The following is a 20,689-nucleotide window of genomic DNA, read 5'->3' as shown; positions in this document are numbered from 1 at the left end:
ATGGTAATGAACATGAAAATAGGAGTTGTTAAAATGGCAGATGTTAATGTGTTCCTTGCTTTTGGTGCCGGATTTTTATCTTTTATCTCACCATGTTGTTTACCGTTATATCCAGCATTTTTATCGTATATAACAGGAGCATCTGTTAGCGAATTAAAATCAGAAAATGCAATGCTGCAAAAACGAAGTATTTTACATACAATTTTCTTTTTAGTTGGTTTTTCGATTATTTTTGTGATGCTTGGCTTTGGAACATCTTACGTCGGTCAAATTTTTAGCGATTACAAAGATTTAATTCGTCAAATTGGAGCCATTTTCATTATTTTCTTTGGTCTATTTGTCCTTGGCGTTATTAAACCAAAGTTTTTAATGAAGGATCGCAAAATTGAATTCAAACATCGTCCAGCAGGATATGTTGGGTCTGTTTTTATCGGAATGGCATTCGCTGCAGGCTGGACACCGTGTATGGGACCTATCTTAATGTCTGTTATCGCACTTGCAGGAACAAATCCAGATTCTGCAATGCTGTATATGGTCATGTATTCATTAGGCTTTTCAATTCCATTTCTTATCCTTTCATTTTTTATTGGACGATTGCAATGGATTCGGAGAAACAGTTTAAAGATAGTAAAAATTGGTGGATATGCAATGATTATTATGGGAGTTATACTGTATTTTGACTGGATGACAAAAATAATTGCATATGCAACTGCACTCTTTGGAGGATTTACAGGTTTTTAGTCGAATATGTTACAAGATAAGTGTTTTCAAGGAGGACCAGTACTGTGGCTAGAATCTTAGTAGTTGATGATGCGAAATTTATGAGACTTACACTCACAGACATTTTAGTTAAGGCGGATCATGAAGTGGTTTCAGAGGCTGAGAACGGTCTTGAAGCCGTTGAAAAATACAAAGAGACAAAACCAGATCTTGTAACGATGGACATTACAATGCCTGAAATGAATGGCATTGAAGCTGTTAAATTGATTAAAGAATTTGACCCAAAGGCTCGAATTATCATGTGTTCTGCTATGGGTCAGCAAAAAATGGTTGTGGATGCAATCTCAGCTGGAGCAAAGGATTATATTGTAAAACCTTTCGACGATAGCAGGGTTGTTGAAGCAATTAATAGAGTGTTAAATTAAGTGTAAACCCATTTAAGAAAAAACTCTTAAATGGGTTTCATTTGGCTATATCAATAAATTTTATGACGATTAAAGGACTGATTTATTTGGTAATTGCATCTTCAATTGTCGCAATTATGATGGCAATCTTTGTAACCTTTTTAAGAACAAAATCTTCGCAAAAACCTGCATCTGTAAAAAAAATCATTTTGCCGCCAGTTTTTATGAGCACCGGAGCATTCATGTTTATCGTGCCAATGTTTCGTGTCACTCCGCTTGAAATTTTAGAGGCTGTCGTCGTTGGGATGCTCTTTTCTATCCTTCTAATTAAAACATCATCATTTGAAATTAGGGACAATGACATCTATATGAAACGGTCTAAGGCGTTTATTTATATTCTAGTAGGTTTATTAGTAGTTCGGATTGTTTTAAAATCTGTATTAAGTACAACGATTGATTTTGGAGCGTTAAGTGGGATGTTCTGGATTCTAGCATTTTCAATGATTGTCCCATGGCGGATTGCCATGTATGTAAAGTATAAAAGGCTTGGTTCAGAGCTCTAAAAAAACTCGGCATCTATGCCGAGTTTTTTAAAATAGGTCATTATATGGCGTAACATCTATTTGCTTTTCTTTTAATGTTTTTAGTAAGAATTTATGGTCACGTTTCGGCGTGGCTATGATATATCCTCGAACAACTAAATCCTGCGAAATTTCCTTTGCTTTTTCGGCTATTGCAAGTTCCCCTATTTTTCCAGCGATTTTTTGTTTTGCGACATCACGGAAGAGCTCTGGAACTGGCTTTACTAAATCTTCTAATAATGCCTTCTGTTCACTTGGCCACATATGAAGTGTTTGTTCTATGTAATAATCCTGCCAATCTATATCTGACATCCCATCTTCCTTTGGAAGTTTCTTTAAAAACTTTCGAAACATAAAAAAGCCGCCAATTCCAAGAATTGTAATAAAAAAGATAACCCATATTAAAATAAACCATAAAAACCATCCAGATAGCTGCTGCATGAAATTGTTCACCTCATTGGTTCATTATACCTTATTCTGCAATTGTTTGGTAACAGGAAAAGGGTAAAATATTTCAAAAATAGACGATAATATATTTTTAGTGATTGGGCAATATACGGATATGAAAAAGATTCTATTTTTTACGTTTATACTTATTTTTATTTTTGATTTAACACATGGAGATGCAGAAGAACTAGTGCGTGTTCGACTTGAAAATTTTGTGGGGGATTCTCAAGAAATTCAGATGAAATTTACAGGAGATTATTTCACTTTAGATCCTACCTTATCATTGCAAGAAGGAGTGAACTATCGGTTATATATAAAAAATGGAAGTCTCTATCTAAAAGGAGGAGAAGTAAACCAACAAGTGGAAAGTAGCTTTTTATTAATCCCTCGCAGCTATAATGAGGAGCACCGTGTTTATATCGATGAACGCCCATACCTAGGTGCAATGGAGTTTCAAGTAGAAAATCATCTTTTTGTACGTCCTGTTAACCAACTTCCATTAGAGGATTATTTAAAAGGAGTAGTCCCACTTGAGGTATTTCCCTCATGGAATATCGAGGCACTTAAGGCACAAGCACTTGCGGCAAGAACGTATGCTGTATCCCATCTTAAAGAAGATATGGATGATACAACCTTTTATCAAGTGTACGGAGGATATGCTTGGAACGTACGGACAACAAAGGCTGTGGATGCTACAAAGGGACAGGTCATTACATATAAAAATAAGTTAATTGATGCTTTTTATTCGGCAAGTAATGGTGGAATGACAGAGAATAATAAAAATGTGTGGGGAGGAGACACCAGGTCGTTTTACCCAATCAAAGAAGATCCGTTTGATCCAATCCATCCATGGGAATTTACACTATCTAAAACACAAATAAATTTAGAAGAAATCGATTGGGAGTTAGATGATGCATGGGACTCACTCCAAGAAAAGGACCAGGAAATCACAGCTTTTATGAAAAGGTCCATAAATCGCCAAGGGTACCCAGGGGATATTGCCATTCTTTCAATACCTAAATTTGAAGTAAATCCAAAGAGATACAAATCGAGTCGCTCCATTACAGGTTCGATTAAAGTTGAATTTTTACAACGATTAATTGACGGGACGGTTCTATTAGGAAATATTACGCTTGAAGATGTAAATTTAAATCGAATTCGACCAATGATAGGTGGTACCATTTTTAAAAGCTACTATATCGACTCACTCGAGTCTGATGATACTAATTATGTGATGAAGGGAAGAGGATATGGGCATGGAGTTGGGATGAGTCAATGGGGAGCAAGTATAATGGGGGATAAAGGGAAAAAGTATGAAGAGATTATCCAATTTTATTTTCCAGGAACAACGATTAAAAATTTTGAAAAAGTAACAAATTAGAAAGAGTCCTGTAAATTTACAGGACTTTTATTTTGATTTTACTTTTTTTCTTTTTACGTTTGCTATTTTTTTTGATGTATATTTCTAGAATTTCATTTCGAAATAGCGCCTCTATTTTTTTCTTTTCTAATTCGAAAGGAAGGGTAACAATTCTTTCGGTTAAAATTGTATCATTTGGAGGTTTTTCGCAGTCTGCTACTTTGATAAGGATGGAGTCGTTTTTGACATTCAGCTGAATTTGCTCTGGCGTATATCCTGATAACTCAGCCTCAATAATGTATTCATTTTGAGTTTCAAACAAATCAATGCGAAATTGATAATCGTCTATCAGATACGGGTCTTCAAGGAATTGTTTCATCCAGTCCTCTAAACCATTTATGGAGAGAGGATTTGAATCATCGAAATTATTCATGTTATGAACCTCCATGTCATTCTATATTTAGGGTATTCAACAGGAAGGCGGTTCGTGATAAAGAAAACGTAGAATAGGTACAAACTGTTGGAATGTCTAGAGAGATTATGTAAGAATAGAAATACATATGTAAGCTTATGTGGAGGAATCGGCATGAATAATATATTTAAACTACTTCCCGCCATACATGATCTGCAAGCCCATCCATCCTTCGAACAATTTCTGATTCTTCATCAAGTGGAAAAGGATTATTTGACGGACGTGCTACGGGATGTAGTCACAGAGATTCGAAAGGATATCCTTCATGGAAAGTGGGATAAACAGATTTCATCAAAAGAAGAAATGATGGCAATTATCTTCCAAGAAGGGGAAGAAGAGCTAGTATACAGAACAAATTACTACTTAACCAAAACAATCAATGCTACTGGAACCGTTTTACATACTAATTTAGGACGAGCCAGGCTAAGTGACCAAGCCATCCAACATGTTGTAGATATCTCAAAAGGCTATTCCAATTTAGAGTATGACATTAGCGAGGGGAAGCGAGGTTCACGCCATTCAATTGTTGAATCCCTTCTTAAGGAATTAACAGGTGCCGAGAGTGCGATGGTGGTAAACAATAACGCTGCAGCTGTCTTTATTGTTTTGCGAGCTTTAGCTAAAAACCAAGAGGTAATTGTTTCCCGAGGACAATTAGTAGAAATAGGTGGATCATTTCGCATATCCGCAATTATGGAGGAAAGTGGTGCAAGGCTAGTTGAGGTCGGCACAACCAATAAAACACATTTAGATGATTATGACGATGCGATAACTGAAGATACAGCCATGATTCTTAAAGTACACACGAGTAATTTTAAGACAATCGGGTTTACAAAAACAGTTGAGGTTTCAGAATTGCTCACACTAAAAGAAGAAAAAGAAGATCTGGTTATTTACGAAGATCTTGGGAGTGGTGTCCTTTACGATTTTAAGCAACTTGGAATTGGTGATGAGCCTGTCATAAGTGAAATTCTACAACAAGGTGTAGATCTTGTATCATTCAGTGGAGATAAGCTTCTTGGTGGTCCACAGGCAGGCATTATCGTAGGGAAAAAAGAGTTAATTAATCGATTAAAAAAACATCAACTTGCTCGGGTTTTACGTGTTGATAAGATGACATATGCAGCTCTTGAAGCTACTTTATTTTCCTACCTGAAAGGGAGATATTCGGATGTACCTACAATAAGAGACATCCTAGCTCCGAAAGAGGAAATCATGGACCGCTGTCAGTATTTTAGTCATTTATTATTAGAAAAAACGGATCAATTTTCCATCCAATTAAGAGAAGATGGATCGCCAATCGGTGGCGGGACTATGCCTGGAGTTGAGGTGCCTACTCATGTAGTTTGTTTAACACACTCTGAAAAGTCAGCAGAGGATGTCGCAAAACAGCTACGTCTGCACTCTACTCCAATTATTGTAAGGATTAAAAATAACGAAGTCGTCCTAGATTTTCGGACAATTAGAAAAGAAGAAATCAATGAAATTGTAGAAGCTTTTACCCTAATAGGATAAAAAGCCGCTGGCTATCATGCGGCTTTTTATCTAAACATTTCTTTTACATATCGTGTCCTGGGTTATGATTTTGTCTTGTATGGTTACGATTTTTTACTTTTTTCGAACCACTTAATGGTTGCGGTTGACTTCCTGTACTTTGCCCACCGTTTGCTCTAATATCCTTGAATGTATTTTTTTCACCCATGTATTATCCCCCCCTTATGTAATAGGATTGTATTTTTCCACTTTTTTATGCGATTGTGGTCCGAATGATTTTTTGGAAAAAAGGTAAGCTATAATTGCACGAATTACCTTAAGGGAGTTGAAAAAATGCCGTATCATAAGGATAAGCAACAAGCGTTCCAAGCAGCACAGCAAGGGACAGAGCAAGCAAAAGATGTTTATGCAAATATCGTCCATAATGATCCTGACTATGGTACTCATCTAAAACGATTGAAAAATGAGGTAACTGAAGCCTATCAACAAATAGAAAATGCGTTGGAAGTGGCATCAGAGCACCAAAAATCTCAGCTTCAGCAGTTTCAACAGGATTTACAATCTATCATGAATGAAGTTACTGAATAAAAACAAGCCCGCAAAAGCGGGCTTTCATTTTTAAACAATTTATTGATTTTTCTTTCGCTTTTTATTGTTTTGACGTTGTTCCGCTGTTAATGGCTCATTTGCAAATTCTTCATTATATCCCGCTCCAACACCTTGTGCACTTGCATCATTCATTCCAGGTCGAACATGATTTGCTTTACGTTTCGACATTTCTTTCACCTCCGACCTTATTTTTTACTCTTTTTTGCAAATTATCCTTCAGGATGATAAGTAAAACTTATGAAGGATAATAACAATCTTGTTATTTACTTATGTATATAGTTATATTAATATATGTATTGCAAGGGATTTCATGTGAGAGTTTTAAATTCTCTTAAATTTCGACAATTGTGTAAAATTGCGTTATTATTATAACAAAGGGGGTATACATATGGCAAAGCATGATGTATTTAATGCACGTTCTTCATTTGAAGCAAACGGCAAAAAATATAACTATTATAGCTTACAAGCATTAGAAGATGCGAAAATTGGTAACGTTTCAAAATTGCCATATTCCATTAAGGTTCTGTTAGAATCTGTATTACGTCAGGTTGATGGAAGAGTAATTACAAAAGAACATGTTGAAAACTTAGCAAAATGGGGAACTGATGAATTACAAGAGGTTGATGTTCCATTCAAACCTTCACGCGTTATTCTTCAAGACTTCACTGGGGTACCTGCTGTAGTTGATTTAGCTTCACTTCGTAAGGCAATGGCTGACATGGGTGGAGATCCACAAAAAATCAACCCGGAAATCCCAGTAGATCTAGTTATCGACCACTCTGTACAAGTTGACAGAGCGGGTACACTTGATGCTTTAAAATTCAATATGGAACTAGAATTCGAACGTAACGCTGAGCGTTATAAGTTCTTAAGTTGGGCTCAAAAATCATTCGATAACTACCGTGCTGTACCACCAGCAACTGGTATCGTTCACCAAGTGAACCTTGAATATTTAGCAAATGTTGTTCATGCTGTTGAAGGTGAGAACGGTGAATTTGAAACATTCCCTGATACACTAGTTGGTACTGACTCTCATACTACAATGATTAACGGTATCGGTGTACTTGGATGGGGTGTTGGAGGAATTGAAGCAGAAGCAGGAATGCTTGGTCAACCTTCATATTTCCCAGTACCTGAAGTTATCGGTGTGAAATTAGTAGGTACATTACCTAATGGTACAACAGCTACTGACTTAGCACTTAAAGTAACTCAAGTATTACGTCAAAAGGGCGTTGTAGGTAAATTTGTTGAATTCTTCGGTCCTGGAGTTTCTCAACTTCCACTTGCAGACCGTGCAACTATATCTAATATGGCTCCAGAATACGGTGCTACATGCGGATTCTTCCCAGTAGATAACGAAGCGTTAGAATATCTTCGTTTAACAGGCCGTGACGAAGAGCAAGTTAAAGTTGTAGAAGAATATAGTAAAGCTAACGGCTTATTCTATACACCTGATGCTGAAGATCCAACTTTTACAGATGTTGTTGAAATCAATCTTTCTGAAATTGAAGCGAATCTTTCTGGTCCTAAGCGTCCACAAGATTTAATTCCACTTTCAAAAATGAAAGAAGCTTACCAAACTGCATTAACAGCAACTGGTAACCAAGGATATGGTTTAACTCCTGAAGAAATCAATAAGGAAATTACCGTAAAATTCAACGATGGCGAAAAAGTACAAATGAAGACTGGTGATATCGCAATTGCTGCAATCACAAGTTGTACAAATACTTCAAACCCATATGTAATGTTAGGTGCTGGACTCGTTGCTAAGAAAGCAGTTGAAAAAGGCCTAGAAGTACCTAAATATGTTAAAACATCCTTAGCACCGGGTTCTAAGGTAGTTACAGGTTATCTAGAAGGTTCAGGTCTACTACCATACCTTGAAAAACTTGGCTTTAGCACAGTTGGTTATGGTTGTACAACTTGTATCGGTAACTCAGGTCCATTAGCTCCTGAAATTGAAAAAGCAGTAGCTGAAAATGACTTAGTAATTACATCTGTTCTTTCTGGTAACCGTAACTTCGAAGGACGTATCCATCCACTAGTAAAGGGTAACTACCTTGCATCACCACCACTTGTAGTGGCATATGCATTAGCTGGTACTGTTGATATCGATCTTCAAAAAGAACCTATCGGTAAAGATAAAGATGGTAACGATGTATTCTTTAATGACATCTGGCCTACTGCAGAAGAAGTTAAGGCAGAAGTTAAAAAGACTGTTACACCTGAGCTATTCAGAAAAGAATACGAGCGTGTATTTGATGATAATGAGCGTTGGAACGCTATTGAAAGTACGGACGAAGCACTTTATGTGTGGGATGAAGATTCAACATACATTCAAAATCCACCATTCTTCGAAGGCTTATCTAAAGAACCTGGTGAAGTTAAACCATTAAGTGGATTACGTGTAGTTGGTAAATTCGGTGATTCCGTAACAACTGACCACATTTCACCAGCAGGTTCAATTGGTAAAGATACACCAGCAGGTAAATACCTACAAGAAAAAGGTGTTACTCCTCGTGACTTCAACTCATACGGTTCACGTCGTGGTAATGACCGCGTTATGACAAGAGGAACTTTTGCGAATATCCGTATTCGTAACCAAATCGCTTCTGGAACAGAAGGTGGATGGACTACTTACTGGCCAACTGGAGAAGTTATGTCTATCTATGATGCATGTATGAAATACAAGCAAGATGAAACTGGCTTAGTTGTTATCGCTGGTAACGATTACGGTATGGGTTCATCACGTGACTGGGCTGCGAAAGGTACAAACCTACTTGGCATTAAAACAGTTATTGCTGAAAGCTTCGAGCGTATTCACCGCAGTAACCTTGTATTAATGGGTGTATTACCATTACAATTCAAACAAGGTGAAAATGCAGAAACTCTTGGCTTAACTGGTAAAGAAACAATTGAAGTTCAAATCGATGAAAATGTAAAACCTCGTGACTATGTGAAAGTTACGGCTACTGACGAAGAAGGAAATAAGAAAGAATTTGAAGTATTAGTTCGTTTCGACAGTGAAGTTGAAATTGATTACTACCGTCACGGTGGTATCCTTCAAATGGTTCTTCGTGAAAAAATGAAGGGTTAATATCTATTATTTTAGGGCAGTTTTGTGAAGTTCACAAAACTGCCTTTTAATTTTATTCTTTAGTATGGTTTAATAGATATAATGAAAATAGAGATAATACATGATATTTGCGGAAATTTTACGGAGGATTCAAATCGTGAAAAAAATTGTGATTGCACTTGTTCTAATAGGGCTAGTCGGATATGCTGTTTTTGAATTTGTTCAAGATCAAAAAAGAGGAGTAACGGGAATTGAAATCGGAAATATGGCACCTGATTTTGAGCTCCAATTATTAAATGATAAAAATGAGACAATTCGTTTATCCGACTTAAAAGGAAAAAAAGTTGTAGTAAACTTTTGGGCTTCATGGTGTAAGCCATGTCGTGAAGAAATGCCTGAAATTCAAACGTTTTATGAAAAGAAAAGCGATGATATCGAAGTGTTAGCAGTCAACATGACAGCTTCCGAAGTAAAGGCAGAAAATGCACATGATTTTGTGGAAGGAAAAGGGTACACATTTCCACTTTTAGTCGATCCGAAAAACCAAGCAAGTAGTGATTATAAGGTTTTAGGTTTACCTGAAACGTTTTTCATTAACTCTGATGGGACAATTAATGATTATATAAAAGGTCAAATGGACCTAGAAATGCTTGAAAGCAAAGTCAATAAATTAAAGTAATCAAAAAGAACCAATAATGATTTGGTTCTTTTTTTGCCTTTTTACAACAAATTCCGACCTTTTTGAAGTTTTTAAATAAATTTTCGAAAATTTGTAATAATTTCAGTCGTTTTTGGAGATTATAACTATTACAATATTTGTTAGAGGAAGGTGAGAAAATTGAGAAAAGTTAGAAAGGTATCGTTTGCAGACTTGGTCAAAGAAAACAAACAACAATTGCTAAAAGACCAAGAAGCAATGGATCGAATTGAGGCAAGACTAGAGCAAAAAAGATTAGAAAAAGCAGAGTAAATTTCCATCAAAATCCTTTACTGAATATAATCTCCACCCTTCTTTTTTACATGAGAACCCCCTTTCTAGGTGATAATGAAAAGGAGGAGGGGGAAATAAAATGCCTAAAAATTATCATAACCAATTTAAAAATAACCAAATTGGAACACAACCACGTGGATTTGGTGGAAATAAAGGGAAAAAAATGCAGGATAAATCTGGTCAGCACGCTCAGGTTATGCAAACAAAAGGTGAATAATTAGTATTCACTGGATAAAAGGACGTTATAACAACGTCCTTTTGTTTTTTGTGAGATTATTCCTTTTTTACATGTGAATTCTTCTCCTTTTTAGAAATAAATTTATTATAAATGAAGCAAAATAGAGGTGTACGACATTACATAGGAGGATTAAAGATGACACACAACAGACCGAAACCAGACGATCGTAGTGATAATGTAGAAAAACTTCAAGACATGGTTCAAAACACAATTGAGAACATCGAGGAAGCTCAAGAGTCTATGGAGTTCTCAAATGAACAAGAACGCCAACGAATTCAGGCTAAGAACGAACGTCGTGAAGAATCAATTGCGGCTATGAGAGAAGAGATTAAAGATGAAGCGTCAGATCGTGAAAATGGCTATCAATAACATTCTGGAGTATGCCTGAATAAACGGCATACTCTATTTTTTTATTCATTTCTTTTTTGAGAGCTTTTCCATTTATGATACTATATTTGTATAAACAACACTTATAAAACAAGAGTAGGGAGAGGAACGAATTGCTCATTTCAAAGAAGGAAGTCGAAGTACGTTACGCAGAAACAGACCAAATGGGTGTCGTTTACCATGCCAATTATTTAGTTTGGATGGAATTAGGAAGAACCCAGTTAATTAACGATCTAGGTTTTAGCTATGCAGCTATGGAAAGCGATGGAATCATTTCTCCTGTAATAGATCTGCAAGTCTCTTACAAAAAACCGTTAAGATATGGAGAAACAGCATTAGTGAAGACATGGATTGAACATTATGATGGTCTTCGCGTTGTTTATGGATATCAAATTGTAAGACCAGATGGTGAGGTGTCAGTGAACGCAACCTCATCACATGTTTGTGTGAAAAAAGACTCATTCCGGCCAATATCGATTCGTAAACACTATCCTGACTGGCATGAGGCGTACGAAAATGCCAAAAAGAAAGAAGAATAAAGGTAACAAGGCATATCGGTGGGATATGCCTTGTGTTTTATCTATTGCTTTGAATCCAGCCATTGATTCATATGCTGGGTTATTTCATCATATTTACTAGACGCATTGCTTAGCCCAAAATTGTTTGCATCTTGGAGTGGTACGACATTAAAGCTTTTATAGTGACTATTTGACACAAATGTTGGTGCGAATTGTGGATTTTGAACACGGATGATGGTTTCATCCTTTGATTTTACCTCTTTGACGATTTCAACCTGTAAAACCCCGCCAATATCTTTATAATCCCACATCTGTCCAGATAAGAAATTTCCTAGTGAGTAGACAACAAATGTTTGATTACCATTTTTACCTGTTAACCAGTCCATTGGCTGTAAGACGTGAGGATGGTGACCAATAATGATGTCAACCCCCTGATCTGCAAGCTGTTGAGCCAGTTGCTTTTGATAATCATTCGGATATAGTTGATATTCATTGCCCCAGTGCATACTAACTGAAACAACATCGGCTACTTCTTTTGCAGCTTTTATATCCTTTTTGATCAATTCCATATCAATTAAGTTAACGAGATAGTCTTTTCCGTTTGGTACGGGAATGCCATTTGTTCCATATGTGTAGGAAAGGAATGCAATGCTGATTCCATTTCGATTTAACACACGGATTTTACTTTTATCTTCAGGACTCTGATAGCCTCCTGTATATTCCATTCCAATTTTATTTAAATAATTTGTGGCGCTTATAATCGCCTTTTCACCCCGGTCAAGCGTATGGTTATTCGCTATAGAAACAATATCAACACCAGCATCCTTAAATGCATCAGCAACCTCAAAAGGGCTATTAAAACTAGGGTAGGTTGATAAACCTATTTCGGTTCCACCAACAATTGTTTCCTGATTGGCAATCGTAAGGTCAGCATTTTCTAGCAATCCCTTTACATTAGCAATCATTGGTTTGAAATCATAACCACTGCCTGTTTTCGCATCATCATAAACAATTGAATGGATTAATATATCTCCTATTGCTGCGAGTGTCATTGAAGTTGTAAATGACTTAAATTCCTGCTCCATCTTTTTATAATCGTGATTATGGGCAATGTAACTTTTAGTCACTGAATTAGCCTTCACACTATTTAGTGAAAAATAAACCCCTAATGGAATAAGCAATAAAATAAGTAGACTCATCAGATATTTAATGATGCTTGTTTTTTTTCGTTTCCTTCTGCTTCTTCTCATATGACACTGCACCCCGTAATGTATGATAACTCTACTATAATACAAAACTATGAAAAAATGTTAGGAATTTATCGAATATTGTCTATAACTTTCTGTATATTTCACAAGTCGAAATAAGTAGGAAGGGAAATTTGGAAGTCTGTCGAATTATTTAAGATGAAAATCAAATAAAGGTGAAGTAGGTGTTCAGAATGAAATTTCAAAAGCCAGATGTAGAACAGTTTTTTAAAACTTTTGGTATTCAAAATTTTACGCTTAGTCCTGATGAAAAACAGTTAGTATTTAGTACGAATTTAAGTGGTAGATATAATCTTTGGGCTATGGATTTACCGAACCAATTTCCTTATCCACTAACCTTCATTGATCAAAGTTGTCAAGAGCTTACCTATGATAAAAATGGTCAATTTTTAATTGCAGGCTTTGATAAAGATGGTGATGAAAACACTCAATTATATGCAATACAGCCACAAGGTGGGGAGTTAAGGCCAGTAAGAATTCAAGAAGGGCATCGTCATATGATTGCCATTCTGTCAAAGGACGGAAAGAAACTGTATTACACGTCAACGAAGGATAATGCTATGTGTTTGAATTCATATTGTTTTGACTTAGAAACAGAAGAAGAGTCGATTATAAACGAAGGTATTGATGCTGCGACTTATCTAACTGCTCTAAGTCCAGGTGAAAGTAGTCAAATCTATTTAAAGAGTTTTGCAAATACATATTCGCTAGCCTTTTTACATAAAGACGGGAAGGAATATCGCTTAACTCCAGAAACGGATAAACAGCATACAGTTTCGGATGCATTGTTTACATCTGAAACGACGATTTACTTATTAACAGATTTTGATGCTGATTTTTCGTATCTGGCCAAATATGATGTTCATTCAAACCAATTTTCAAAGGTTGTTTCCCTTGAAATGGAAGATTTTAAGTCAATAAAATATAATGAACAATCTCAAATAATCTATATTGTGAGTGAGAAAGGCGTGGAGGATTTTCTATATGCCTTTGACATCCAGTCAGGTGATTTGACAAAGCTTGAGACTCCAACATCTGTTATTGAAAAACTAGTAGTGACAGAAAGCAATAACCTATACATATTGGGGCGTTCTGCGACTAGTCCATTTAATATCTATAAACGCTTAGCTAATGACAATACATGGTCAGCATGCACAAATTATGGGGTTCCCGGGGTAAATGAAGAGGAGCTAGTCAATCCTGATGTAATCACCTATCCCTCATTTGACGGGCTAGAAATTCAAGCACTGTTCTTCAAGGCAAATGAAGATGTATCGAATGGGCATGTCATTCTATGGCCGCATGGAGGTCCACAGTCAGCAGAACGAAAATCCTTTCGAGCGATGTTTCAGTTTTTAGTCAATCGTGGTTATAGTATTTTCGCACCGAATTTTCGTGGCTCAACTGGGTACGGTTTAGAATTCACGAAAATGGTCGAGGGTGACTGGGGGCATGGACCACGCTTAGATAATATCGAAGGATTAGAATGGTTAATAAAAAATGGCTATGCAGACCGTGACAAAATCCTCCTATTAGGTGGCAGTTATGGTGGCTATATGGCACTTTTACTCCATGGTAAGCATTCTGAATACTTTAAAGCTGTGATTGATATCTTTGGACCAAGCGATCTATTCTCCTTTATTAATTCAGTTCCAGAGCATTGGAAGCCGGCTATGAATCAGTGGGTTGGTGATCCTGTGAAGGATCGGGAGAAGTTAGTTGAATATTCACCGATTACTCATTTAGAAGGCATGGTAAAGCCAATGCTAGTCATCCAAGGGGCAAATGATCCTCGTGTTGTAAAGGCAGAATCTGATAAAATCGTACAGGCTTTACAAAATAAAGATAGGGAAGTCGAATATCTGGTTCTTGAGGATGAAGGACATGGATTTTCAAAGAAAGAAAATGAAATCAAGGTAAATCATAAAATCCTTGAGTTTTTTGATCGATTCATCTATAAAAATGAAGACGTGTGACCCGAAAGGTTCACACGTCTAATTTATAACCATTTAATCTTCGGTTCTGTCTTGTTTTTAATTCGAGAGATGTTTGCACGGTGACGATAAAATACAAATGCCGCCAGTAATGAAACAACGATGATTAAAGGATAATCTGTTTTAATAAAAATACTATACACTATACTGAATGTGATACAATAAAGGGCAACTAGCATAGAAGATAAGGAAACCATTTTCGTCAATTTTAAGAAAATAAAAAAGCATAATAAGGTCGTTATAAACAGGATCGGATTATAGCCCAACAAAACCCCACCAGAGGTTGCGACTGCTTTTCCTCCTTTAAAGCCAGCAAAAATTGGATACATATGGCCAACAACTGCCACCATACCAACTAATAAAGGGAAATAATCTGGAAAAGAATGCCCCATTAATAGAGAAGGAAGCAAAGTTGCCAAAGTTCCTTTTAAAATATCAGCGCTAGTTACAATCAAACCGGCTTTTTTACCAAGGGTCCTGAAAGTATTTGTCCCACCTAAATTTCCGCTGCCATGCTCCCTAATATCAATACCATAGCCAACCTTCCCAACGATTAACCCAGAAGGGATCGATCCAAGAAGATAAGCCAGGAGAATAATAACAAGTTCTAGTACCATACAAATAACTCCTTTAAGAAAAATAAAATTAGTGCTTGTGTGCACCTTTGTACAATTTGAACCTAGATGTCATTGTCTAGTTTTGGCGGAATGTTCTTTTCTTATAATACCATGCTTGTACAAGTATTCTCATTATACTAGAAATTTTTCCTTACAATGATTTTTTTTATAAATTTCAACAAAAAATAGGCAAATATCTTATAGAAACAATCATTAGCGACCAAAAATCAAATTATATGAAGGAATATCTATGCTTGGGACCGAAATACTATGGAGAGATATCAAATAGTCTACTATTTAAAAAAGGGGATTCAAATATGACAATGGAAATTCCAACTCGTGCTGAACTTGGTAAAATTTTAAAGAAAAGTAAAAGGATTGCTGTTGTAGGTTTATCTGATAACCCTGAAAGAACTTCCAATATGGTGAGTAAGGCTATGCAGGACGCTGGATATGAAATCATTCCTGTAAACCCAACAATTGATGAGACTCTTGGTGTAAAAGCTGTTAAGTCACTTAAAGAAATTGAAGGACATATAGATATTGTCAATGTTTTTCGCCGCTCTGAGTATTTAATGGATGTTGCGAAAGATTTTATTGAAATGGATGCAGATGTATTTTGGTCACAGCTTGGTTGTGTCAGTGAGGAAGCATACAATTTCTTAAAGGATCGTGGATATACTGTTGTCATGGATCGCTGTATTAAGGTTGAGCATGCGCTGACAAAATAACAAATCACGAGACAAAAATCCTTGTTCTTACACAAGGATTTTCGCCTTTTTTCGAGAAACGGTTTGCCAAATCCGGATAAAGATATAAAATAAAAGATAGGGCATCAAAAAACAAAACATTTGTTCTGTAAAGTAAGAAATACTTCTAATAGTACTACTTATATAGAGAGAGGCTAATTTTTAGCTATATGCTTGGGGGATCTCCCAAGTGTTTTGTATATGAAAGGGGTATGTTTTTTGGTAAAGCAACAATTTGATTACAATGATGATGCAATACAGGTACTAGAGGGACTAGAAGCTGTAAGAAAAAGACCTGGTATGTATATAGGAAGCACAGATAGCAAAGGTCTTCACCACCTTGTTTATGAAATTGTAGACAACTCTGTGGATGAGGCATTATCTGGTTATGGAAATCACATCATCGTTAAGATCCATAAAGATAATAGTATTAGCGTTCAGGATAAAGGACGTGGTATGCCAACGGGAATGCATAAAATGGGTAAACCAACACCTGAAGTTATTTTCACTGTCCTACACGCAGGTGGAAAATTTGGACAAGGCGGCTACAAAGCAAGTGGAGGTCTCCATGGGGTTGGAGCTTCTGTTGTTAATGCATTATCAGAATGGCTAACTGTTACGATCAAGCGTAATGGATTTGTCTATGAGCAGCGCTTTGAAAACGGCGGAAAACCTGCCACTACACTTGAAAACATTGGAAAAACGAATCAATCAGGGACAACGATTCATTTCAAACCAGACACAACGATTTTTAGTACAACCACTTTTAATTTTGAAATACTTAGTGAACGCTTGAGAGAATCAGCCTTTTTATTAAAAGGGCTAAAAATAGAAATCATCGATGAGCGAAATGATGTTCAGGAAGTTTATCATTATGAAAATGGTCTAGAAGCGTTTGTTGACTACTTGAACGAGGAAAAGGATACGTTACATCCTGTTGTATCTTTTGAAGGTGTTCAGAACCGAATTGAAGTAGATTTTGCATTTCAATTTAATGATGGGTATTCAGAAAATATCTTATCCTTTGTAAACAATGTTAGAACAAAGGATGGAGGGACTCATGAAGTTGGCTCAAAAACGGCATTAACACGTGCATTTAATGAATATGCTCGGAAAATCGGCCAATTAAAAGAGAAGGATAAAAATCTCGATGGCTCTGATATTCGTGAAGGGTTAACGGCAATTGTGTCTGTTCGTATACCTGAAGAACTCTTACAATTTGAAGGACAAACAAAAGGTAAGCTTGGTACAAGTGAAGCACGTTCAGCTGTAGATTCAGTTGTATCTGAAAACCTTGCTTATTTCCTTGAGGAAAATCCAGATGTCAGTACCCTGCTTGTAAAAAAAGCAATTAAAGCATCCCAAGCAAGAGAGGCTGCGAGAAAAGCAAGAGAAGAAGCTAGAAGTGGAAAAAAGAGAAAGAAATCCGAAACACTATTAAGTGGTAAGCTAACTCCTGCTCAATCTCGTAACCCTGATAAAAATGAGCTTTACTTAGTTGAGGGTGATTCTGCTGGAGGTTCAGCTAAACAAGGACGGGATCGTCGTTTCCAAGCGGTTCTTCCATTAAGAGGTAAGGTTATCAATACGGAAAAGGCAAAACTTGCTGATATTTTTAAAAATGAAGAAATCAATACGATTATCCATACAATCGGTGGCGGAGTAGGTGCGGACTTTACTGTTGAGGATATCAATTATGACAAAGTCGTCATTATGACGGATGCTGACACCGATGGGGCGCATATTCAAGTCTTGCTCTTAACGTTCTTTTATCGTTATATGAAACCTTTAATTGAAGCGGGTAAGGTTTATATTGCCCTTCCACCACTTTATAAGGTAAGCAAAGGAACTGGCAAGAAGGAAGTCATTGAATATGCATGGAGTGATGACGAGTTAAAGGATGCAATTAGCAAAATAGGAAAAGGTTATATCATTCAGCGCTATAAAGGTTTAGGAGAAATGAATGCTGACCAGCTATGGGATACAACTATGAACCCTGAAACGAGAACGCTAATTCGAGTCCGAATCGATGATGGAGCAAGAGCCGAGCGTAGAGTAACAACACTTATGGGCGATAAAGTAGAGCCGCGTCGTAAGTGGATTGAATCCAATGTTGCCTTTGGTCTTGAGGATGATTCGAATATTTTGGACAATGAAAATTTATCGGTCGTAGAAGGGGAGTAACAGATAGATGGTACAAGCAGAAAAATTTCGTGATCTGCCTCTTGAGGAGGTAATTGGTGATCGCTTCGGTAGATACAGTAAATATATTATTCAAGATCGTGCATTGCCAGATGCAAGGGATGGTCTAAAGCCAGTTCAACGACGTATTTTATATGCCATGCATGTTGAAGGAAATACGTCTGAGAAAGGTTTCCGTAAATCGGCCAAAACAGTAGGTAATGTAATTGGTAACTATCATCCACATGGTGATACTTCTGTATATGATGCGATGGTTCGTTTGAGTCAGGACTGGAAGGTTCGAAATGTCTTAGTTGAAATGCATGGAAATAACGGTAGTAATGACGGTGACCCACCAGCAGCCATGCGTTATACGGAAGCTCGTCTTTCCAGTCTTGCTTCCGAGCTCTTACGTGATATTGAGAAAAATACAGTCGAATTCATACCAAACTTTGATGATACAAGTAAGGAACCTGTTGTATTACCAGCTAGTTTTCCTAATTTGCTCGTAAATGGTTCGACTGGAATCTCAGCAGGATATGCAACAGATATTCCTCCTCATAATCTTGCTGAGGTCATTGATGGTGTCATCAAGAGAATTGAAAACCCAAATTCAACTGTCGATGAACTTATGCAAGTGATTAAAGGCCCTGATTTTCCGACTGGTGGAATTATTCAAGGAATTGAAGGCATTAAAAAAGCTTATGAAACCGGAAAAGGAAAAATCATCGTGCGTGGAAAAGCGGACATTGAGGATCTTCGTGGTGGAAAACAGCAAATTGTCGTAACGGAAATTCCATATGAAGTAAATAAAGCGAATATGGTTAAAAAGATTGACGAGATTCGTTTAGACCGAAAAGTGGAAGGGATAAGCGAAGTCCGTGATGAAACTGACCGGACAGGCTTGAGAGTGGTCATTGAACTAAAAAAGGACGCAGATGCACAGGGAGTGCTACACTTCCTCTATAAAAATACGGATCTTCAAATAACCTATAACTTTAATATGGTTGCGATTTTAGATAGAAGACCAGTATTAATGAGCTTGCCAAAAATTTTAGATGCGTATATTGACCATCAAAAAGAAGTTATTACCAACCGTTCTCAATTTGAATTGGAAAAAGCCCGTGATCGACAGCATGTCGTAGAAGGACTTATTAAGGCTTTATCCATTTTGGATGAGGTCATTGCAACCATTCGTGCTTCAAAAGATAAAAAGGATGCGAAAAATAACTTAATCGCTAAATTTGATTTTACGGAGCCTCAGTCAGAAGCAATTGTTTCCTTGCAATTATATCGTTTAACAAATACAGACATTACAGCACTTCAGCAGGAATTTGATGAGTTAAACAAAAAGATTGCGGAATTGGTAGAAATTCTTCAAAACGAACGCAAGCTGTTACAAGTCATTAAAACAGACCTAAAACGCGTGAAAAAGACATATGCCGATAATCGCCGATCAAAAATCGAAGACGAGATTGAAGAGATTAAAATTAATCTTGAGGTTATGATTCCATCAGAGGATGTCATTGTAACAGTTACCCAGGATGGCTATGTAAAACGAACCAGTCCGCGATCGTACGCCGCATCAAATGGTCTTGATTTCGGCATGAAAGATACGGATCGATTGTTACGGCAATTCGAAATTAATACAACGGACACATTACTACTCTTTACAAATAAAGGGAACTACCTATATGTTCCGGTCCATGAACTTCCTGATATTAGATGGAAAGATCTTGGCCAGCATGTGGCTAATATTATCAGTATCGACCGCGATGAGTCTATAATTGAAGCATTCCCGGTTACAAATTTTGAGCTGCCGGAATATCTTCTTTTCATCACAAAAAATGGAATGGTTAAAAAATCTGAGCTTTCGTTATATAAAGCGCAGCGATATTCAAAACCACTTGTTGCGGTTAATTTGAAAAATGATGATGAAGTCGTCAATGTTCACATCACAAATGGAAATATGGACGTCTTCTTAGTTACACATCTAGGCTATGGATTATGGTTTGGGGAAGACGAAGTAAACGTTGTAGGACAAAGAGCGGCAGGGGTTAAAGGGATTAACTTAAAAGACGACGATTATGTCGTCGCTGGATACGTTGTCCCGCCATCCACACCAGCTGAATTAAGTATTGTGACTCAACGTGGTGCAGTGAAGAAAATGAAAATTACGGAATTTGATAAAGCAACCCGAGCAAAACGTGGTTTAGTCATGCTTCGTGAGTTAAAGAATCATCCACACCGTATTGCAGGGGCCCATTTTATTACAGATGCAGATCAAATTTTCCTTAAAACCCAAAAGGGTAAAATTGAATCAGTCGCTCCAACTTCATTACGTCCAAATGATCGCTATAGCAATGGTTCGTTTGTAGTTGATTCAGATGAAGCGGGAGAAGTAATCGATACATGGATTATCAGCCAAGAAGAAACAAATGACGAAACAAAATAATAAATCGAAAACAGCTACTTACTGGTAGCTGTTTTTTGATAATGAGAAATTGTCAAACCAAATGTCTTAATTTCGAAAAATATTTATATTTTAAATATCCCTGCTTTACCTGTCTCTTATACACATCT

General features: G+C 36.8%; 22 protein-coding genes. 16 read left to right on the top strand and 6 right to left on the bottom strand.

The features are described 5' to 3' along the window. The first annotated feature begins 33 nt into the window (after positions 1-33). From E1I69_RS14565 to E1I69_RS14555, 3 genes are all read left to right on the top strand, one after another. The gene (locus E1I69_RS14565) at positions 34-741 is read left to right on the top strand and encodes a cytochrome c biogenesis CcdA family protein (RefSeq protein WP_136380308.1); all 708 of its coding nucleotides are present in this window, start codon (positions 34-36) and stop codon (positions 739-741) included. Positions 742-785: 44 nt separating this feature from the next. Then, positions 786-1,145, top strand: a complete 360-nt coding sequence (locus E1I69_RS14560) for a response regulator (RefSeq protein ID WP_136380307.1) — start codon at positions 786-788, stop codon at positions 1,143-1,145. A 62-nt stretch (positions 1,146-1,207) separates the two neighbouring features. Further along, positions 1,208-1,687, top strand: coding sequence for a CcdC family protein (locus tag E1I69_RS14555; RefSeq protein WP_136380306.1), 480 nt, complete (start codon positions 1,208-1,210; stop codon positions 1,685-1,687). Positions 1,688-1,714: 27 nt separating this feature from the next. On the opposite strand, the gene E1I69_RS14550 is transcribed toward E1I69_RS14555, so the two are convergent. Further along, complete coding sequence (locus E1I69_RS14550) at positions 1,715-2,146, bottom strand: DUF2621 domain-containing protein (protein WP_136380305.1); 432 nt, start codon at positions 2,144-2,146, stop codon at positions 1,715-1,717. 121 nt (positions 2,147-2,267) lie between these two features. Between E1I69_RS14550 and E1I69_RS14545 the strand changes: the two genes are divergently transcribed. After that, positions 2,268-3,533, top strand: coding sequence for a SpoIID/LytB domain-containing protein (locus E1I69_RS14545; RefSeq protein WP_136380337.1), 1,266 nt, complete (start codon positions 2,268-2,270; stop codon positions 3,531-3,533). Between the two features lie 16 nt (positions 3,534-3,549). On the opposite strand, the gene E1I69_RS14540 is transcribed toward E1I69_RS14545, so the two are convergent. After that, a complete protein-coding gene (locus tag E1I69_RS14540) occupies positions 3,550-3,945 on the bottom strand; it encodes an Hsp20/alpha crystallin family protein (RefSeq protein WP_161974907.1) in 396 nt (131 codons plus the stop codon). 153 nt (positions 3,946-4,098) lie between these two features. On the opposite strand from E1I69_RS14540, the gene selA reads away from it, so the two are divergent. After that, the gene (gene selA, locus E1I69_RS14535; protein ID WP_136380303.1) at positions 4,099-5,499 is read left to right on the top strand and encodes an L-seryl-tRNA(Sec) selenium transferase; all 1,401 of its coding nucleotides are present in this window, start codon (positions 4,099-4,101) and stop codon (positions 5,497-5,499) included. A gap of 43 nt (positions 5,500-5,542) precedes the next feature. Here the strand turns inward: selA and E1I69_RS14530 are convergent, their stop codons facing one another. Next, positions 5,543-5,686 carry a small acid-soluble spore protein P gene (locus tag E1I69_RS14530; RefSeq protein WP_136380302.1) on the bottom strand — a complete coding sequence of 48 codons (144 nt, stop codon included), beginning with the start codon at positions 5,684-5,686 and terminating at the stop codon, positions 5,543-5,545. A 125-nt stretch (positions 5,687-5,811) separates the two neighbouring features. On the opposite strand from E1I69_RS14530, the gene E1I69_RS14525 reads away from it, so the two are divergent. After that, complete coding sequence (locus E1I69_RS14525; protein ID WP_136380301.1) at positions 5,812-6,066, top strand: hypothetical protein; 255 nt, start codon at positions 5,812-5,814, stop codon at positions 6,064-6,066. Positions 6,067-6,105: 39 nt separating this feature from the next. Here E1I69_RS14525 and sspO read toward each other — a convergent pair whose 3' ends face one another. Next, positions 6,106-6,255, bottom strand: a complete 150-nt coding sequence (gene sspO / locus E1I69_RS14520; protein ID WP_057999856.1) for a small acid-soluble spore protein O — start codon at positions 6,253-6,255, stop codon at positions 6,106-6,108. A 220-nt stretch (positions 6,256-6,475) separates the two neighbouring features. Here sspO and acnA point away from each other — a divergent pair, with 220 nt between their 5' ends. The 6 genes from acnA to E1I69_RS14490 all read left to right on the top strand — a co-directional run bounded on the left by acnA (position 6,476) and on the right by E1I69_RS14490 (position 11,318). Continuing rightward, positions 6,476-9,184 (top strand): aconitate hydratase AcnA, encoded by a 2,709-nt coding sequence (gene acnA / locus E1I69_RS14515; RefSeq protein WP_136380300.1) that lies wholly within the window; start codon positions 6,476-6,478, stop codon positions 9,182-9,184. A gap of 136 nt (positions 9,185-9,320) precedes the next feature. Beyond that, positions 9,321-9,842: a TlpA family protein disulfide reductase gene (locus tag E1I69_RS14510; RefSeq protein ID WP_242634606.1), complete on the top strand. Its 522-nt coding sequence runs from the start codon at positions 9,321-9,323 to the stop codon at positions 9,840-9,842. A 159-nt stretch (positions 9,843-10,001) separates the two neighbouring features. Continuing rightward, positions 10,002-10,133, top strand: a complete 132-nt coding sequence (locus E1I69_RS14505; protein WP_116350479.1) for an FbpB family small basic protein — start codon at positions 10,002-10,004, stop codon at positions 10,131-10,133. Positions 10,134-10,233: 100 nt separating this feature from the next. Next, positions 10,234-10,371: an acid-soluble spore protein N gene (locus E1I69_RS14500; protein ID WP_136380299.1), complete on the top strand. Its 138-nt coding sequence runs from the start codon at positions 10,234-10,236 to the stop codon at positions 10,369-10,371. Positions 10,372-10,527: 156 nt separating this feature from the next. Continuing rightward, the gene (gene tlp / locus E1I69_RS14495) at positions 10,528-10,761 is read left to right on the top strand and encodes a small acid-soluble spore protein Tlp (protein ID WP_136380298.1); all 234 of its coding nucleotides are present in this window, start codon (positions 10,528-10,530) and stop codon (positions 10,759-10,761) included. A 131-nt stretch (positions 10,762-10,892) separates the two neighbouring features. Further along, a complete protein-coding gene (locus E1I69_RS14490; RefSeq protein ID WP_136380297.1) occupies positions 10,893-11,318 on the top strand; it encodes an acyl-CoA thioesterase in 426 nt (141 codons plus the stop codon). A gap of 41 nt (positions 11,319-11,359) precedes the next feature. Here E1I69_RS14490 and E1I69_RS14485 read toward each other — a convergent pair whose 3' ends face one another. Continuing rightward, positions 11,360-12,547, bottom strand: coding sequence for a CapA family protein (locus E1I69_RS14485; RefSeq protein WP_136380296.1), 1,188 nt, complete (start codon positions 12,545-12,547; stop codon positions 11,360-11,362). A 191-nt stretch (positions 12,548-12,738) separates the two neighbouring features. Here E1I69_RS14485 and E1I69_RS14480 point away from each other — a divergent pair, with 191 nt between their 5' ends. Beyond that, positions 12,739-14,541, top strand: coding sequence for a S9 family peptidase (locus E1I69_RS14480; RefSeq protein ID WP_136380295.1), 1,803 nt, complete (start codon positions 12,739-12,741; stop codon positions 14,539-14,541). Positions 14,542-14,564: 23 nt separating this feature from the next. On the opposite strand, the gene plsY is transcribed toward E1I69_RS14480, so the two are convergent. Continuing rightward, the gene (gene plsY, locus E1I69_RS14475) at positions 14,565-15,176 is read right to left on the bottom strand and encodes a glycerol-3-phosphate 1-O-acyltransferase PlsY (RefSeq protein WP_136380294.1); all 612 of its coding nucleotides are present in this window, start codon (positions 15,174-15,176) and stop codon (positions 14,565-14,567) included. A gap of 317 nt (positions 15,177-15,493) precedes the next feature. On the opposite strand from plsY, the gene E1I69_RS14470 reads away from it, so the two are divergent. From E1I69_RS14470 to parC, 3 genes are all read left to right on the top strand, one after another. After that, complete coding sequence (locus tag E1I69_RS14470) at positions 15,494-15,907, top strand: CoA-binding protein (protein WP_136380293.1); 414 nt, start codon at positions 15,494-15,496, stop codon at positions 15,905-15,907. Between the two features lie 237 nt (positions 15,908-16,144). Then, positions 16,145-18,109: a DNA topoisomerase IV subunit B gene (parE, locus tag E1I69_RS14465; RefSeq protein ID WP_242634605.1), complete on the top strand. Its 1,965-nt coding sequence runs from the start codon at positions 16,145-16,147 to the stop codon at positions 18,107-18,109. A gap of 7 nt (positions 18,110-18,116) precedes the next feature. Next, the gene (gene parC / locus E1I69_RS14460; protein ID WP_136380291.1) at positions 18,117-20,561 is read left to right on the top strand and encodes a DNA topoisomerase IV subunit A; all 2,445 of its coding nucleotides are present in this window, start codon (positions 18,117-18,119) and stop codon (positions 20,559-20,561) included. Positions 20,562-20,689: the final 128 nt, after the last annotated feature.

Source organism: Bacillus timonensis (genome assembly GCF_004799755.1).
Taxonomy (GTDB): Bacteria; Bacillota; Bacilli; order Bacillales; family Bacillaceae_L; genus Ferdinandcohnia; species Ferdinandcohnia timonensis_A.
The sequence above is the reverse complement of the archived record's forward strand: the minus strand, read 5'-3'. Positions and strand labels throughout refer to the sequence as shown.